This is a genomic window from Paenarthrobacter sp. YJN-D (genome assembly GCF_015040335.1).
Lineage (GTDB): Bacteria > Actinomycetota > Actinomycetes > Actinomycetales > Micrococcaceae > Arthrobacter > Arthrobacter nicotinovorans.
The window spans coordinates 607,150-621,517 of record NZ_CP053549.1 but is presented as its reverse complement, the minus strand read 5'-3'; the positions used below and the strand labels follow the sequence as shown (position 1 = coordinate 621,517).

At 63.0% G+C, this 14,368-nt stretch carries 13 protein-coding genes; 6 read left to right on the top strand and 7 right to left on the bottom strand.

Annotated features, from left to right (window positions below):
* Positions 1–132 precede the first annotated feature (132 nt).
* Genes tkt through pgl form a run of 6 tightly spaced genes read left to right on the top strand, consistent with a single transcriptional unit; the run spans position 133 to position 8,365 of the window.
* Positions 133–2,259 carry a transketolase gene (gene tkt / locus HMI60_RS02890; protein WP_193590529.1) on the top strand — a complete coding sequence of 709 codons (2,127 nt, stop codon included), beginning with the start codon at positions 133–135 and terminating at the stop codon, positions 2,257–2,259.
* 31 nt (positions 2,260–2,290) lie between these two features.
* Positions 2,291–3,409 carry a transaldolase gene (tal, locus tag HMI60_RS02885; protein ID WP_018777564.1) on the top strand — a complete coding sequence of 373 codons (1,119 nt, stop codon included), beginning with the start codon at positions 2,291–2,293 and terminating at the stop codon, positions 3,407–3,409.
* A 6-nt stretch (positions 3,410–3,415) separates the two neighbouring features.
* Positions 3,416–5,047: a glucose-6-phosphate isomerase gene (locus tag HMI60_RS02880; protein ID WP_018777563.1), complete on the top strand. Its 1,632-nt coding sequence runs from the start codon at positions 3,416–3,418 to the stop codon at positions 5,045–5,047.
* A 15-nt stretch (positions 5,048–5,062) separates the two neighbouring features.
* Complete coding sequence (zwf, locus tag HMI60_RS02875) at positions 5,063–6,619, top strand: glucose-6-phosphate dehydrogenase (protein WP_039241219.1); 1,557 nt, start codon at positions 5,063–5,065, stop codon at positions 6,617–6,619.
* A complete protein-coding gene (locus tag HMI60_RS02870; protein WP_018777561.1) occupies positions 6,616–7,557 on the top strand; it encodes a glucose-6-phosphate dehydrogenase assembly protein OpcA in 942 nt (313 codons plus the stop codon). Before zwf ends, HMI60_RS02870 begins: the two co-directional genes overlap by 4 nt.
* A complete protein-coding gene (gene pgl / locus HMI60_RS02865; protein WP_193590528.1) occupies positions 7,547–8,365 on the top strand; it encodes a 6-phosphogluconolactonase in 819 nt (272 codons plus the stop codon). The genes HMI60_RS02870 and pgl overlap by 11 nt, the downstream gene beginning before the upstream one ends.
* On the opposite strand, the gene HMI60_RS02860 is transcribed toward pgl, so the two are convergent.
* The 7 genes from HMI60_RS02860 to whiA form a co-directional block, all read right to left on the bottom strand.
* On the bottom strand, positions 8,318–8,713 hold the full coding sequence (locus HMI60_RS02860; protein ID WP_079581468.1) for an RNA polymerase-binding protein RbpA: 396 nt from the start codon (positions 8,711–8,713) through the stop codon (positions 8,318–8,320). The two genes, pgl and HMI60_RS02860, sit on opposite strands and share 48 nt — an antisense overlap.
* A gap of 168 nt (positions 8,714–8,881) precedes the next feature.
* The gene (gene secG, locus HMI60_RS02855) at positions 8,882–9,139 is read right to left on the bottom strand and encodes a preprotein translocase subunit SecG (protein WP_018777559.1); all 258 of its coding nucleotides are present in this window, start codon (positions 9,137–9,139) and stop codon (positions 8,882–8,884) included.
* 36 nt (positions 9,140–9,175) lie between these two features.
* Entirely contained in the window at positions 9,176–9,991 is an 816-nt protein-coding gene (gene tpiA / locus HMI60_RS02850) for a triose-phosphate isomerase (RefSeq protein WP_018777558.1), read from the bottom strand.
* A 77-nt stretch (positions 9,992–10,068) separates the two neighbouring features.
* A complete protein-coding gene (gene pgk, locus HMI60_RS02845) occupies positions 10,069–11,295 on the bottom strand; it encodes a phosphoglycerate kinase (RefSeq protein WP_018777557.1) in 1,227 nt (408 codons plus the stop codon).
* Positions 11,296–11,304: 9 nt separating this feature from the next.
* Complete coding sequence (gap, locus tag HMI60_RS02840) at positions 11,305–12,315, bottom strand: type I glyceraldehyde-3-phosphate dehydrogenase (RefSeq protein ID WP_018777556.1); 1,011 nt, start codon at positions 12,313–12,315, stop codon at positions 11,305–11,307.
* 271 nt (positions 12,316–12,586) lie between these two features.
* A complete protein-coding gene (locus HMI60_RS02835) occupies positions 12,587–13,210 on the bottom strand; it encodes a superoxide dismutase (RefSeq protein WP_018777555.1) in 624 nt (207 codons plus the stop codon).
* Positions 13,211–13,385: 175 nt separating this feature from the next.
* Complete coding sequence (gene whiA, locus HMI60_RS02830) at positions 13,386–14,366, bottom strand: DNA-binding protein WhiA (protein ID WP_018777554.1); 981 nt, start codon at positions 14,364–14,366, stop codon at positions 13,386–13,388.
* Positions 14,367–14,368 lie beyond the last annotated feature (2 nt).

Genomic DNA, 14,368 nt, shown 5'->3' with positions numbered 1-14,368 from the left:
CGTGGGTCTGGATGAGAGATCAACGTTTCAATGGTGAACGGCTGGTAGACACATTGCAGCGGGCGCCATCCTGTGCTTCCTGCGTGCCGTGTCCATACGCCTGCCGTCAGCACAGAGAGGGGCTCGGTTTTCGTGCCACATTTGGAAGAGCAAGAACTGTCATGGACCGATCTGGACAAGAAGGCTGTTGACACCGTTCGCGTGTTGGCTGCTGATGCCGTGGAGAAGGTCGGAAACGGCCACCCCGGCACGGCGATGAGCTTGGCTCCGGCAGCATACCTGCTGTTCCAGAAGCTGATGCGCCACGATCCGAAGAACCCGGACTGGCTGGGCCGCGACCGCTTCGTGCTGTCCCCCGGTCACACGTCGCTGACCCTTTACATCCAGCTGTTCCTTTCCGGCTACGGCCTGGAGCTGAAGGACCTTGAAGCACTGCGCACCTGGGGTTCGCTGACCCCGGGCCACCCGGAGTACAAGCACACCGCCGGCGTGGAAATCACCACCGGCCCGCTGGGCCAGGGCCTGGCTTCGGCCGTCGGCTTCGCCTACTCGCAGCGTCGCCAGCGTGGATTGTTCGACGCCGATGCTCCCGCCGGCGAGTCGCCGTTCGACCACACCATCTGGGTCATCGCTTCCGACGGCGACCTGCAGGAAGGTGTCACTTCCGAGGCATCCTCGCTTGCCGGACACCAGGAACTGGGCAACCTCGTTGTGATCTACGACGAGAACCACATCTCCATCGAAGACGACACCGACATCGCCTTCACCGAAGACGTCCTCAAGCGCTACGAGGCCTACGGCTGGCACACCCAGCGCGTTGACTGGACCAAGACCGGCGAATACGTCGAAGACGTGCAGGAACTGTACTCGGCTCTTCTGGCTGCCAAGGCCGAGACGAACAAGCCGTCCATCATCTCGCTGCGCACCATCATTGGCTACCCGGCCCCGAAGAAGCAGAACACGGGCAAGATCCACGGCTCTGCCCTGGGTGCCGAAGAAGTCGCTGCACTGAAGAGCGTGCTCGGCTTCGATCCGGCCAAGTCCTTCGACGTTGACGAAGAAGTCCTGGCCCACGCCCGCAAGGTCCTTGACCGCGGTGCCGAGTCCCGGGCCGCATGGCAGGCATCGTTCGAGGCATGGCAGTCTGCCAACCCGGATGCCGCTGCCCTGCTCGAGCGCGTCGAAGCGAAGAAGTTGCCGGCCGAGCTTGACGCTGCGCTTCCTGTCTTCGAAGCCGGCAAGGACGTTTCCACCCGTGCGGCATCGGGCAAGGTCCTCAACGCCATCGGTCCGGTCCTTCCTGAGCTTTGGGGCGGTTCGGCCGACCTCGCCGAGTCGAACAACACCACCATCGAAGGCTCGCCGTCGTTCATCCCGACCTCGCGCTCCACGGATGCCTGGAAGGGCAACCCGTACGGACGTGTCCTGCACTTCGGTATCCGTGAGCACGCTGCCGCCTCGATCGTCAACGGCATTTCCCTGCACGGACGCACCCGCGCGTTCTCCGGCACGTTCCTGATCTTCAGCGACTACCAGCGTCCGGCTATCCGTCTCGGCGCACTGATGGGCGTTCCGTCCCTGTATGTGTGGACGCACGACTCCATCGGTTTGGGCGAAGACGGACCTACCCACCAGCCGGTGGAGCAGCTTGCTTCCTTGCGTGCCATCCCGGGCCTGGACGTTGTCCGCCCGGGCGATGCCAACGAGGTCTCCGCTGCATGGAAGGCCATGCTGGAGAACCACGAAAACCCCGCCGGCATTGTGCTGACCCGCCAGAACATCCCCACCTACGCCCGCGGCGAAGGTGAAGCCGCCGGTGACACCTTCGCTTCCACCGCAGGCGTTGCCAAGGGTGGTTACGTCCTGGCCGAAGCCTCCAAGGACGGCGAGACCGTTGACGCACAGGTCATCCTGATCGGCACCGGCTCGGAAGTCCAGCTCGCAGTCCAGGCCCGCGAAGCCCTCCAAGCAGAAGGCATCGCAGCTCGCGTCGTGTCCATGCCCTGCGTTGAATGGTTCAACAAGCAGGACGAGGCCTACCGCGAATCCGTGCTGCCGGCGGCCGTCAGGGCCCGTGTTTCCGTCGAAGCCGGCCTCGCCCTTGGATGGCGCGAATTCGTCGGCGACGCCGGCCGTTCGATCTCCCTGGAGCACTTCGGCGCCTCGGCTGACTACAAGCGGCTTTTCAACGAATTCGGCATCACCGCCGAAGCCGTCGCCGCCGCAGCCAAGGACTCCCTCGCAGACGCCAACGCGTAACAGCCTGATACCTCACAACAGGAGAAACCACATGTCTACAACTCCCACGCAGCAGCTTTCCGACGCCGGCGTTTCGATCTGGCTCGACGACCTCTCCCGCACCCGCCTGGAAACGGGCACCCTGCAGAAGCTCATCGACGAAAAGAACGTTGTTGGTGTCACCACCAACCCGTCCATCTTCCACGCCGCAATCACCTCCGGCACGGACTATGACGCAACCATCGCGGCCAAGGCGGAAGCCGGGGCCAGCGTCGAAGAGACCATCTTCGAAATCACCACGACCGATGTCGCCGATGCCTGCGATCTCTTCGCCCCGATTGCCGCGGCCACCAACGGTGTCGACGGCCGCGTTTCCATCGAGGTGGACCCCCGCCTTGCCTGGGACACCGAGGGCACCATCGCCGAGGCCAAGCACCTCTACGCTAAGGTCAACAAGGACAACGTCCACATCAAGATCCCGGCTACCTTGGAAGGCCTCGAGGCCATCACGGCTACCCTGGCCGAAGGCATCAGCGTCAATGTCACGCTGATCTTCTCCTTGGAGCGCTACCGCGCCGTCATCAACGCTTTCCAGTCCGGCCTGGAGCAGGCCAAGGAAAACGGCCACGACCTCTCCAAGATCCACTCCGTTGCCTCGTTCTTCGTCTCCCGGGTGGACAGCGAGATCGACAAGCGCCTGGATGCCATCGGAACCGAAGAAGCCAAAGCACTCAAGGGCAAGGCCGGCGTTGCCAATGCACGCCTGGCCTACCAGGTCTACGAAGAGCTCTTCTCCACCGAGCGCTGGGCAGTGCTGGCTGAGGCCGGCGCACTCCCCCAGCGTCCTCTGTGGGCTTCCACCGGCGTGAAGGACCCCGCTTACCCGGACACCCTCTACGTCACGGAGCTCGTTGCTGCGGGCGTGGTGAACACCATGCCCGAAAAGACCCTCGATGCCACGTTCGACCACGGCGTGGTCACCGGCGACACCATCACCGGGACGTACGACGAAGCGAACGAGACCCTCAACGCCCTCGAAGCGCTGGGCGTCTCCTACAACGACGTCGTGACCCTTCTTGAGACCGAAGGCCTCGAGAAGTTCGTGGGCTCCTGGAAGGAACTCCTCGCCGACGTCGAAGGCGCACTCGTCACCGCACGGAAGGCCTCCTAAGCGACCATGAGCACACTCAGTTACGACGCCAGCGGTGCTGCGCAGCAAGCCATCGCCAAGCACATTGACGGCCTGGTCGAAGACAGGATCGCCACCCGCATCTTTGCCAAGGACCACACACTGTGGGGTCCCGACGCGGAGTCCGAGGCGGCCATCCGTCTCGGTTGGGTAGAAGCGGCCACGGTTTCCCAGTCCCTGGTTGGCGACATCCTGGAGCTTCGTGATGCCCTTCGGGCCGAAGGCGTCTCGCGCATTGTCCTGTGTGGCATGGGTGGGTCCTCTTTGGCTCCCGAGGTCATTGCCGGCACCGCTGGCGTCGAGCTGACTGTGCTGGACAGCACCGACCCTGAACAGGTCAGTGCTGCGCTGGCGGACCGTTTGGCTGAAACTGCCATCGTTGTCTCTTCCAAATCCGGTTCCACCGTGGAGACCGATTCGCAGCGCAGGGTCTTCGAGAAGGCGTTCAACGACGCCGGCATCGACGCCAAGAGCCGCATCATTATCGTCACCGACCCCGGTTCGCCGTTGGACAAAGCATCCCGTGAGGCCGGCTACCGTGCCGTTTTCAACGCGGATCCCAACGTAGGCGGCCGCTTCTCGGCCCTGACCGCTTTCGGCCTTGTCCCTTGTGGCCTGGCTGGCGTGGATATCCAGGCGTTCCTGGATGAAGCAGAAGAAGCAGCCGAGATCCTGAACGAGGATTCGACCGACAACATCGGTCTTGCCCTCGGCATTGCCCTGGGTGGTACCTCTCCCTTGCGCAATAAGATCGTCATCGCCGAGGACGGCTCCGGCATTGTTGGCTTTGCTGACTGGGCTGAACAGCTCATCGCAGAGTCCACGGGCAAGCTGGGCACCGGTGTCCTGCCCGTGGTTGCCGGCCCGGACTCCCCCGAAGCCCTTGGCGGCGCCGAGGATGTCCTGGTGGTCCGTCTGGTAAGTGCCGATGCCGACATCGAACTTCGCGAAAACGAGGTGGCGATTGCCGGCGGGCTTGCCTCCCAGATGTTTGTGTGGGAGTTTGCCACGTCCGTGGCGGGCCGTCTGCTTGGCATCAACCCGTTCGACCAGCCCGACGTCGAGGCAGCCAAGGTGGCTGCACGCGGCTTGCTGGATGCCCGCCCGGAACCCACGCCTGCAGCGTTTACCGACGGTGCCGTGGAAGTACGCGGAGGCGAATGGCTCGGCTCTGCGGATTCGGTAACTGATGCCGTGCAGGCCCTGCTAGGCCAGCTTGGCGCGGATGGCTACCTTAGCGTCCAGGCCTACCTTGACCGCATCACCCATGCTCCGCTTGAGGGTATCCGGGATGAACTCGCAGCTGTATCGGGCCGTCCGGTGACCTTCGGCTGGGGACCGCGGTTCCTGCACTCGACCGGCCAGTTCCACAAGGGCGGACCGGCCATCGGTGTATTCCTGCAGATCACCGCGGCCTCGTCCACTGACCTCGAAATCCCAGAGCGTCCGTTCACCTTCGGCCAGCTCATCGCTGCCCAGGCGTCCGGTGACGCCCAGGTCCTGGAAGGCCATGGCCGCCCTGTGCTTCGCCTGCACCTCACCGAGCGCGCTGCCGGCGTAGCTCAGCTTCAGGAAGTCGTCGCTGCGTTGGCCGGCCAGGCCAGCTCACTCGAAAGCTAAGGCACATAGAAAAACATGCCAGAAACTGAAAACGGCAGGAAGAACGGCGGCCTGCGGAACCCTTTGCGGGATCCGCGGGACCGCCGCCTGAACCGCATCGCCGGGCCGTCGTCGTTGGTCTTCTTCGGAGTGACCGGCGACCTCGCCCGCAAGAAACTCATGCCGGCGGTCTACGACCTCGCCAACCGGGGCCTGTTGCCCCCGAGCTTTGCACTGGTGGGATTCGGGCGCCGGGACTGGGACAACGCCGATTTCGCGGCTGAGGTCAAGGAAAACGTCAAGGCCCACGCCCGTACCAAGTTCGACGAAGGTGTCTGGGAGCAGCTCGCTTCCGGTATCCGTTTTGTTCAGGGCGAGTTCGACGACGACGACGCTTTCGAGCGTCTGGGCGATGTCCTGGACGAATTGGACGAAACCCGCGGCACCCGTGGCAACCACGGCTTCTACCTGTCGATCCCGCCGAAGGCGTTCGAGCAGGTATGTCGTCAGCTTTCCAAGCACGGCTTGGCGCAGGCCCAGCCTGGCCAATGGCGCCGTGTGGTGATCGAGAAGCCGTTCGGCCACGACCTCGAATCAGCCCGCCAGCTCAACGACATCGTGGAGTCCGTGTTCCCGCCTGATGCGGTGTTCAGGATTGACCACTACCTGGGCAAGGAGACGGTCCAGAACATCCTGGCTCTTCGCTTCGCGAACCAGCTGTTCGAACCCCTCTGGAATGCCAACTACGTGGACCACGTCCAGATCACCATGGCCGAAGACATCGGCACCGGTGGCCGCGCAGGCTATTACGACGGTGTCGGTGCAGCCCGCGACGTCATCCAGAACCACCTGTTGCAGCTTCTGGCGTTGACTGCCATGGAAGAGCCGATCTCATTCAACGCAGATGACCTGCGTGCAGAGAAGGAAAAAGTCCTCGCAGCTGTTAAATTGCCAGAGGACCTCTCCACGCACTCCGCCCGCGGCCAGTTCACCGGCGGTTGGCAAGGCGGCGAGAAAGTCCTCGGTTACCTGGACGAGGACGGCATCCCGGCAGATTCGAAAACCGAGACGTACGCCGCGATCCGCGTGGACATCAATACCCGCCGGTGGAACGGGGTTCCGTTCTACCTGCGCGCCGGAAAGCGCCTGGGCCGCCGCGTCACCGAAATCGCAGTGGTCTTCAAGAGGGCACCCAACCTGCTCTTCCGTGACCACGGCGAGGACGACTTCGGCCAGAACGCCGTAGTTATCCGTGTCCAACCCGACGAGGGCGCCACGATCCGCTTCGGCTCCAAGGTGCCGGGCACGCAGATGGAAGTCCGCGATGTCACCATGGACTTCGGCTACGGGCACTCGTTCACAGAGTCCAGCCCCGAAGCGTACGAGCGTCTGATTCTGGACGTGCTGCTCGGCGAGCCGCCGCTCTTCCCGCGCCATCAGGAAGTGGAACTATCCTGGAAGATCCTGGATCCGTTCGAGGACTACTGGGCCGGGCTTGATGAGCAACCGCAACCCTACGCACCCGGTAGCTGGGGACCGGCATCGGCCGATGCCCTGCTGGCCCGTGACGGACGAACCTGGAGAAGGCCATGATCGTAGATCTTCCCGATACCACTACTTCCAAGATCTCCAAGAAGATCATGTCGCTGCGCGAACAGGGTGGCGTGATTGCCTTGGGCCGGGTCCTGACGCTGGTTGTGGTGACCAAGTCCGGGCAGGAAGAAGAAGCCATCGAAGCGGCCAATGAAGCCAGCCGGGAACACCCCTGCCGCATCATTGTGCTCGCCGACGCCGGGTCTGAAGGCCCCGATCGTCTGGACGCCCAGATCCGCGTCGGTGGAGACGCCGGCGCGTCGGAAGTCATCGTCCTGCGCGGCCACGGGCACATGGCCCACGAGAGCGAATCCCTGGTTTCGGCTCTCCTCCTGCCGGACGCTCCGATCGTGGCCTGGTGGCCGCACGGAGCCCCGGAGAGCGCCTGTGAAACCTCGATAGGCCGGATTGCGCACCGCCGCATCACCGACTCCGCCAACGAGCCCGATCCCCGCCTGGCATTGGAGAACATCCGTGCTACGTACAAGGCCGGCGATACCGACCTCGCGTGGACGCGCCTGACCAATTGGCGCATGCAGCTCGCTGCAGTCTTCGACCAAGTGGATGGTGACCCTGTCTCCGCCGTCGCTGTGGAGGGTGCCTCGGACTCCCCCAGCACCTTGCTCTTGGCGGCATGGCTGAGCTTGGCCCTGCAGGCGCCTGTCACGATTGTGGCGGACCCCGCGGGCACCGGCATTCGCCGCGTTCGTCTCACCCGCGCCAGTGGTGACGTGCAGCTTTTCCGTCCGGGCTTGTCCGTCGCGGAGCTGACGCAGCCGGGACAGCCGGCGCAGCGTATCACGCTTCCCCGGCGAAGCCTCAAGGATTGCCTCGCTGAGGAACTCCGGCGGCTGGATCCGGACGAAGTCTTCGGAGAAGTGATTACGATGGGACTGCCACTTACCAGCCAGAGGAGAGTCCAAACCAGTGCACGCTGAGCCAAGAGTAAGCATCCACCCGGATTCAAAGGTGTTGATGGCCGCAATCGCGGCGCGACTCATCACCAAACTAGTGGATGTCCAGGACAAGCACGGCGAGGCCACAGTGGTGCTCACCGGTGGCACGGTGGGCATCGGTACCCTGAAGGCCGTTGCCGACTCCGCCGCGGCTCCGGCCGTGGACTGGTCGAGGGTCAACTTCTGGTGGGGAGATGAACGGTTCGTTGCCGCTGACAGCGACGACAGGAACACCCGGCAGGCCCATCAGGCGCTCTTGTCCCACCTGCAGGTGGACCCGGCCAGGGTGCATGAGCCCGGCTCAACAGATCAATTCGCTACGGCGGATGAAGCTGCAACGGCCTACGAAGCCGAGCTCAAGGCGGCTGCGGAGGCGGAGCACGCCGCGGACATGTCGGACGACAGGCCTGAACAGCCTGGAAACCTGCCGCGTTTCGATGTCCTGCTGCTCGGTGTAGGACCGGATGCGCACATTGCCTCGCTCTTCCCCGAGCAGGCGGGCATCCGCGAGAAGAGCCGCGCCGTTGTTGGCGTCGAAAACTCGCCCAAGCCCCCGCCGTCGCGTATTTCTTTGACGTTGCCGGCGATCAATACCGCTCAGGAAATCTGGATGGTGGTGGCGGGTGAGGACAAGGCCGGCGCCGTGGGCTTGGCTTTGGCCGGTGCCAATCCGGTCCAGGTTCCCGCAGCGGGGCCGGCAGGACGCACCAGGACTCTATGGCTCATTGACGAGAACGCAGCCTCACGTGTCCCCCAGCAGTTGGTCCGAAAGGATCCCGCGGGCGCGTAGTCTTTCCAACGCTCCGGCCAGGACAATTTCAGCGTCCTGGCTGGAGCGTCTTTCTTTAACGTAGTCCAGATGGGATTTGAAGAGTTCGTCTTCCGGTCGTGGATTGGCTGGACTCTCAGGATCACGTGACGCGGGCATTCCGCACTTGGGGCAGTCCCAGGTCTTCGGGATCTGCTCGTCGGGAAGCTTAAGAAAAACAAGCCGCGTTTCGTGTCCCTTGGCACACCAGTAGGGAACCCGAATACGCGGCAGTTGCTCGCCTTGGCCGTGGTCGCTGTGATTTCTGGGTTCAGACCCCTGGGCCACACCCACGCGGGTGCCCCGATAACCTGGCGTGCCATGAACCATTTTCGAACCCCTAGCGACTCGGTGGTCGGCCGTCACGGCCCTGGAAGCTTTACAGCCAACAGGGCCAGTCTAATGCGAGGGGCCCGACGGCGGCACTGGTAGTTGCGTGCCGATCCGGACACAAAAATGGGGAGGCTCCCGTCAAGGAACCTCCCCACCCGGTGGCTGCTAGGAGTCGCCGCCCGAGGTGAAGCGCATAATGAGCCCCAACCCGATGATGACAACGCCCCAAGTGACGCCAAGAATGATGGTGAAGCGGTTCAGGTTGCGCTCGGCAACACCGGAGGAGCTCAACCCCGAACTCATTCCGCCACCGAACATGTCGGACAAACCGCCGCCACGTCCCTTGTGCAGGAGGATAAGCAGCGTCAGCAGAAGGCTGGTGATAGCCAGCAGAATCTGCAAAATGACTTGAAGAACGTCCACGACGGCCTTTCGAAGAAGCGGAAAACGGGAGCCGGACTAGTCCGTGACGAGGTGGCTCTCGAACCTGACAATGTTAGCAAATTCTGCGGGGTCCAGGCTGGCGCCACCCACAAGCAGTCCATCAACGTCGCTTCCAGCCATAATGGCGGCGGCGTTGTTGGCCTTGACGGAGCCTCCGTAGAGCAAGCGGGTCTTGGCCGCAACAGCGTCATTAAAAAGCACTGCGAGTTCTGCGCGGATGGCTGCGCACATTTCCTGCGCGTCCTCCGGGCCCGCTACCTCACCGGTACCGATGGCCCAGACGGGCTCATAAGCCACGACGAGATCCGCGGCTTGTTCGTCAGTCAGTCCATCAACCCCCGCACGCAGCTGCGCGAGAGTGTGCTCAACGTGGGTGCCTGCTTGGCGGATTTCGAGGCCTTCGCCCACGCAGAGGACGGGAGTGACCTCGTGGCGGAAGGCTGCCTTGACCTTGGCGTTGAGGACCTCGTCCGATTCGTTGTGGATGGTCCGTCGCTCGCTGTGACCCACCAAAACATAGGAACATCCCAGCTTGTTAAGGAACTGGCCGGAAATGTCGCCCGTGTAGGCTCCCGAGTCGAACTGCGAAAGATCCTGGCCGCCATAGACGATGTCGAGCTCGTCGCCCTGGACGAGGGTTTGGACTCCGCGCAGATCGGTGAAGGGGGGGAACACGGCGACCTCAACGCGGTTGTAGTCGTGCTTGGCGTCGGAGAGGGTCCACGCGAGCTTCTGCAGCAAGGTGATGCCTTGCACGTGGTCCATGTTCATCTTCCAGTTACCGGCGATGAAGGGCTTACGGACGAAGTTGCCGTTGGCGGAGGTAGTCACATGTACTCCAAAAGAATGCGTTGGGATGTGGAACGGCCGGCAGGACGCAGTGGCGTCCTGCCGGCCGGTTTGTTGCTTTAGCGGTCCAGGACGCTCAGGCCGGGAAGTTCCTTGCCTTCAAGGTATTCAAGGCTGGCGCCGCCACCTGTGGAGATGTGGCCGAACTGCGAATCCTCGAACCCGAGGGTACGGACTGCGGCAGCAGAATCGCCGCCACCCACCACGGTGAAGGCCACGGTGTCCGTCAGCGCCTGGGCGATGGCCCGGGTGCCATTGGCGAACGCTTCGAATTCGAAAACGCCCATGGGGCCGTTCCAGAAGACAGTCTTGGCGCCCTCAATCTGGGCAGCGAAAGCCGACGCTGATTCAGGTCCGATATCCAGGCCGATGCCGGAAGCGCCAAAGGTGCTCTCCTCGATGGCATCTGCTTTGACGACCTCATGCTCAGCATCCGCTGCGAAACGGCTGGCCACAACAACGTCAGTTGGAATGACGAAGGAGGTGCCTGCATCGGCGGCACGCTTGAGGTAATCCTGGACAACCGGAATCTGGTCTTCTTCAAGGAGGCTGCCGGCAACCTTATGCCCTGCTGCTGCAAGGAAGGTGAACAGCATGCCGCCACCCACAAGGATGGTGTCGGCCTTGCCCAGCAGGTTGTCGATGACGGCCAGTTTGTCGGAGACCTTGGACCCGCCAAGAACCACGACATACGGGCGCTGGGTGTCAGTGGTCAGTTTCCGCAGAACTTCCACCTCGGTGTGGACAAGATCACCGAGGTACGACGGAAGCCGTGTGGCGACGTCGTAGACGCTGGCGTGCTTGCGGTGGACTGCACCGAATGCGTCGTCCACGTACGCTCCATTGCTGCCCGTCAGGGCAACCAGCTCATCAGCGAAGGCGCCGCGTTCGGCGTCGTCTTTGCTGGTTTCGCGGGCGTCAAAGCGGACGTTCTCCAGGACAAGCACGTCGCCGTCCTGCAGCGCAGCGGCATGCTCCTTGGCGGAGTCACCGACTGTATCCGCAGCAAGCTGGACCTTGAAGTCAGCGAGTTCGGCAAGGCGCTCCACTGCGGGCTTCAATGAGAACTTGGCTTCAGGCGCGCCCTTGGGGCGTCCGAGGTGGGCTGTCACGAGCACACGGGCACCGGCGTCCGAGAGCTTCTTGAGGACCGGGAGGGAGGCCTTGATGCGGCCGTCGTCGGTCACTGTAGAGCCGTCGAGCGGCACATTCAGGTCACTTCTGACCAGAATGTACCGCCCGCGGACACCTTCAGCGATGAGTTCGTTGAGGGTGTGAGATGTCATGTGTCTACCCTAGCCCAGCTTGGATGCAACGAGCTCCGTGAGGTCTACGAGGCGGTTGGAGTAACCCCACTCGTTGTCATACCAGGAAACAACCTTGACCTGGTTGCCGATGACCTTGGTCAGGCCGGAGTCGAAGATGGACGACGCCGGGTCCCCGACGATGTCCGACGAAACGATCGGCGCATCCGTGTAGGACAGGATACCGGCCCACTGCTCGGACTCGGCTGCTGCCTTGACGGCTGCGTTGACTTCCTCAACCGTGACTTCGCGGGAAACGGTGACCGTGAGGTCCGTGGCCGAGCCGGTGGGGACCGGTACGCGGATGGCGTAGCCGTCGAGCTTGCCCTTGAGCTCCGGCAGGACCAGGCCAATTGCCTTGGCTGCACCGGTTGAGGTGGGAACCATGTTGATGGCTGCGGCGCGTGCGCGGCGAAGATCGCCGTGCGGGCCGTCCTGCAGGTTCTGGTCAGCCGTGTAGGCGTGGACCGTAGTCATGAGGCCACGCTCGATGCCGAACGCGTCGTTTACGACCTTGGCCAGCGGGCCGAGGCAGTTGGTGGTGCAGGAGGCGTTGGAGATGATGTTGTGCGCCGCGGGGTCGTAAAGCTCGTCGTTGACGCCCATGACGATGGTGATGTCTTCGTCGCTGGCAGGTGCGGAGATGAGGACCTTCTTGGCCCCGGCATCAATGTGCTTCTGCGCTGCTGCGGCCTTGGTGAAGAAGCCGGTGGATTCGATCACGATGTCGACGCCGAGATCGCCCCAAGGGAGGTTCGCGGGATCGCGCTCGGCAAGAACCTTGATGGACTTGCCGTCGACTACCAGGTTTCCATCGACAACTTCCACGGTCTGGGCGAGGCGTCCACCGACGGAGTCATACTTCAGGAGGTGGGCGAGGGTTTCAGGGCTGGTGAGGTCGTTGACTGCGACGATCTCAAGGTCTGCGCCCTGGGCCAGTGCTGCGCGGAAGTAGTTACGGCCGATGCGGCCGAAGCCGTTGATACCAATACGGGTGGTCACTATGTGTCAATCTCCTTGGTGCTCTTGCAAGCACGCCTAGTGAGTCGGATCAAATATTTCCAACTAACAGACCCCGCACGTCGTTGGGCAGAGGTGATTATCAGATCGGAGGGCGACCAGCCACGTTGCTGAAGGCTAACCGCCTTCCGTGATCCATCTTACGTTTAATTGAGCCTGCCCCCGCAACTGCGGAGGCAGGCTTTTCAGCATTTCGCTTCAATTCACGCCAAAAGTGACTTTTGTTACATCGGCGTGAACCGAAGCTCACCAGCTACAGGACGATGAGGCCCGTGGCGTTGGTGCGTGCGGCTTCGAAGCGCTTGGCGACATCGGCCCAGTTGACGATGTTCCAGAAGGCCTTGACGTAGTCAGCCTTGACGTTGACGTAGTCCAGGTAGAACGCGTGCTCCCACATGTCCAACATCAGCAGCGGGGTGGTGCCAACGGCTACGTTGCCCTGCTGGTCGTAGAGCTGCTCGATGAGGAGGTTCCCACCGATGGGCTCGTAGGCCAGGAAGGCCCAGCCGGAGCCCTGCAGGCCCAGAGCGGCTGCAGTGAACTGGGCGCGGAAAGCGTCAAAGGAGCCGAAGGCGTCATCGATGGCTGCGGCCAGCTCGCCCTCGGGCTTGTCGCCGCCGTCCGGGGAGATGTTGTTCCAGAACACGGAGTGGTTGATGTGGCCGCCGGTGTGGAACGCGAGATCCTTGGAGAGACGGTTGATGTTGGCGAAGTCACCCTTGTCGCGGGCCTCGGCCAGCTGGGCAAGGGCGTTGTTGGCGCCTGCAACGTAGGCAGCGTGGTGCTTGCTGTGGTGCAGCTCCATGATCTTTGCCGAAATGTGCGGCTCAAGTGCTGCGTAGTCGTAGCCGAGCTCGGGCAGAACGTACTCTGTCACGAAATCCTCCAATGTAATGGACTAACGTCCGGTTTGGTAACTCTCGTTATGTTCATCCGACCGGCGGACCAGCCGGAAATCCTTGGGGAAGATAACTGCTCTTGCCTCCACCGGGGTCAACCAGCAGTTGCCTCGCAGTATTTCCTCCACACTTTCCCGATTCTATGGGTGCTTACTACTCGTCCATCATTTCGGGAGTCACATTTGCCTCAGTCCCGGGAATTCCGAGGTCCAAAGCACGCTTGTCGGCCATGGCGAGAAGACGGCGGATGCGCCCGGCAATGGCGTCCTTGGTCATGGGCGGGTCTGCAAGCCGGCCCAGTTCATCCAGGCTGGCCTGCTTGTGGGCCACGCGCAGCTCCCCCGCGTACTTGAGGTGGTCCGGGACGTCGTCGCCCAGAATCTCAAGGGCCCGGTCCACCCTGGCACCGGCCGCCACTGCAGCCTGGGCCGAGCGGCGCAGGTTGGCGTCATCAAAGTTCGCCAGCCTGTTGGCGGTAGCCCTGACTTCCTTCCGCATCCGGCGTTCCTCCCAGACCATGAGCGCGTCATGGGCACCCATCCTGGTCAGCAGGGCAGCGATGGTGTCTCCGTCGCGGATGACCACCCTGTCCACGCCGCGGACCTCGCGTGCCTTGGCCTGGATGCCCAGACGGCGGGCAGCGCCCACCAGCGCAAGCGCGGATTCAGGACCCGGGCATGTCACCTCCAGGGACGAGGACCGCCCTGGCTCGGTGAGGGAACCATGGGCAAGGAATGCTCCGCGCCACACGGCTTCAGCGTCCGCGGCAGAACCGTTGACCACTACCGACGGCAGCCCGCGCACCGGCCGTCCACGGCCATCCAGGAGGCCTGTCTGACGTGCCAAAGCCTCTCCGTCGCGTACGACGCGGACCACATAGCGGCTCCCGCGGCGCAGGCCTCCCCCGGATACCACGATGATTTCGCTCTGATGTCCGTAGACCTCGGCGATCGCGGCGCGCAGGCGCCGGGCGGTCGAGGCGAGGTCGACTTCTGCCTCGATGACGATCCGGCCGGAGATGATGTGCAAGCCACCAGCGAAGCGCAACATTGCAGAGACCTCTGCCTTGCGGACCGAAGATTTCTTGATGTCCAGCCGGGACAGTTCGTCCTTGACCGACGCAGTAAGTGCCATCG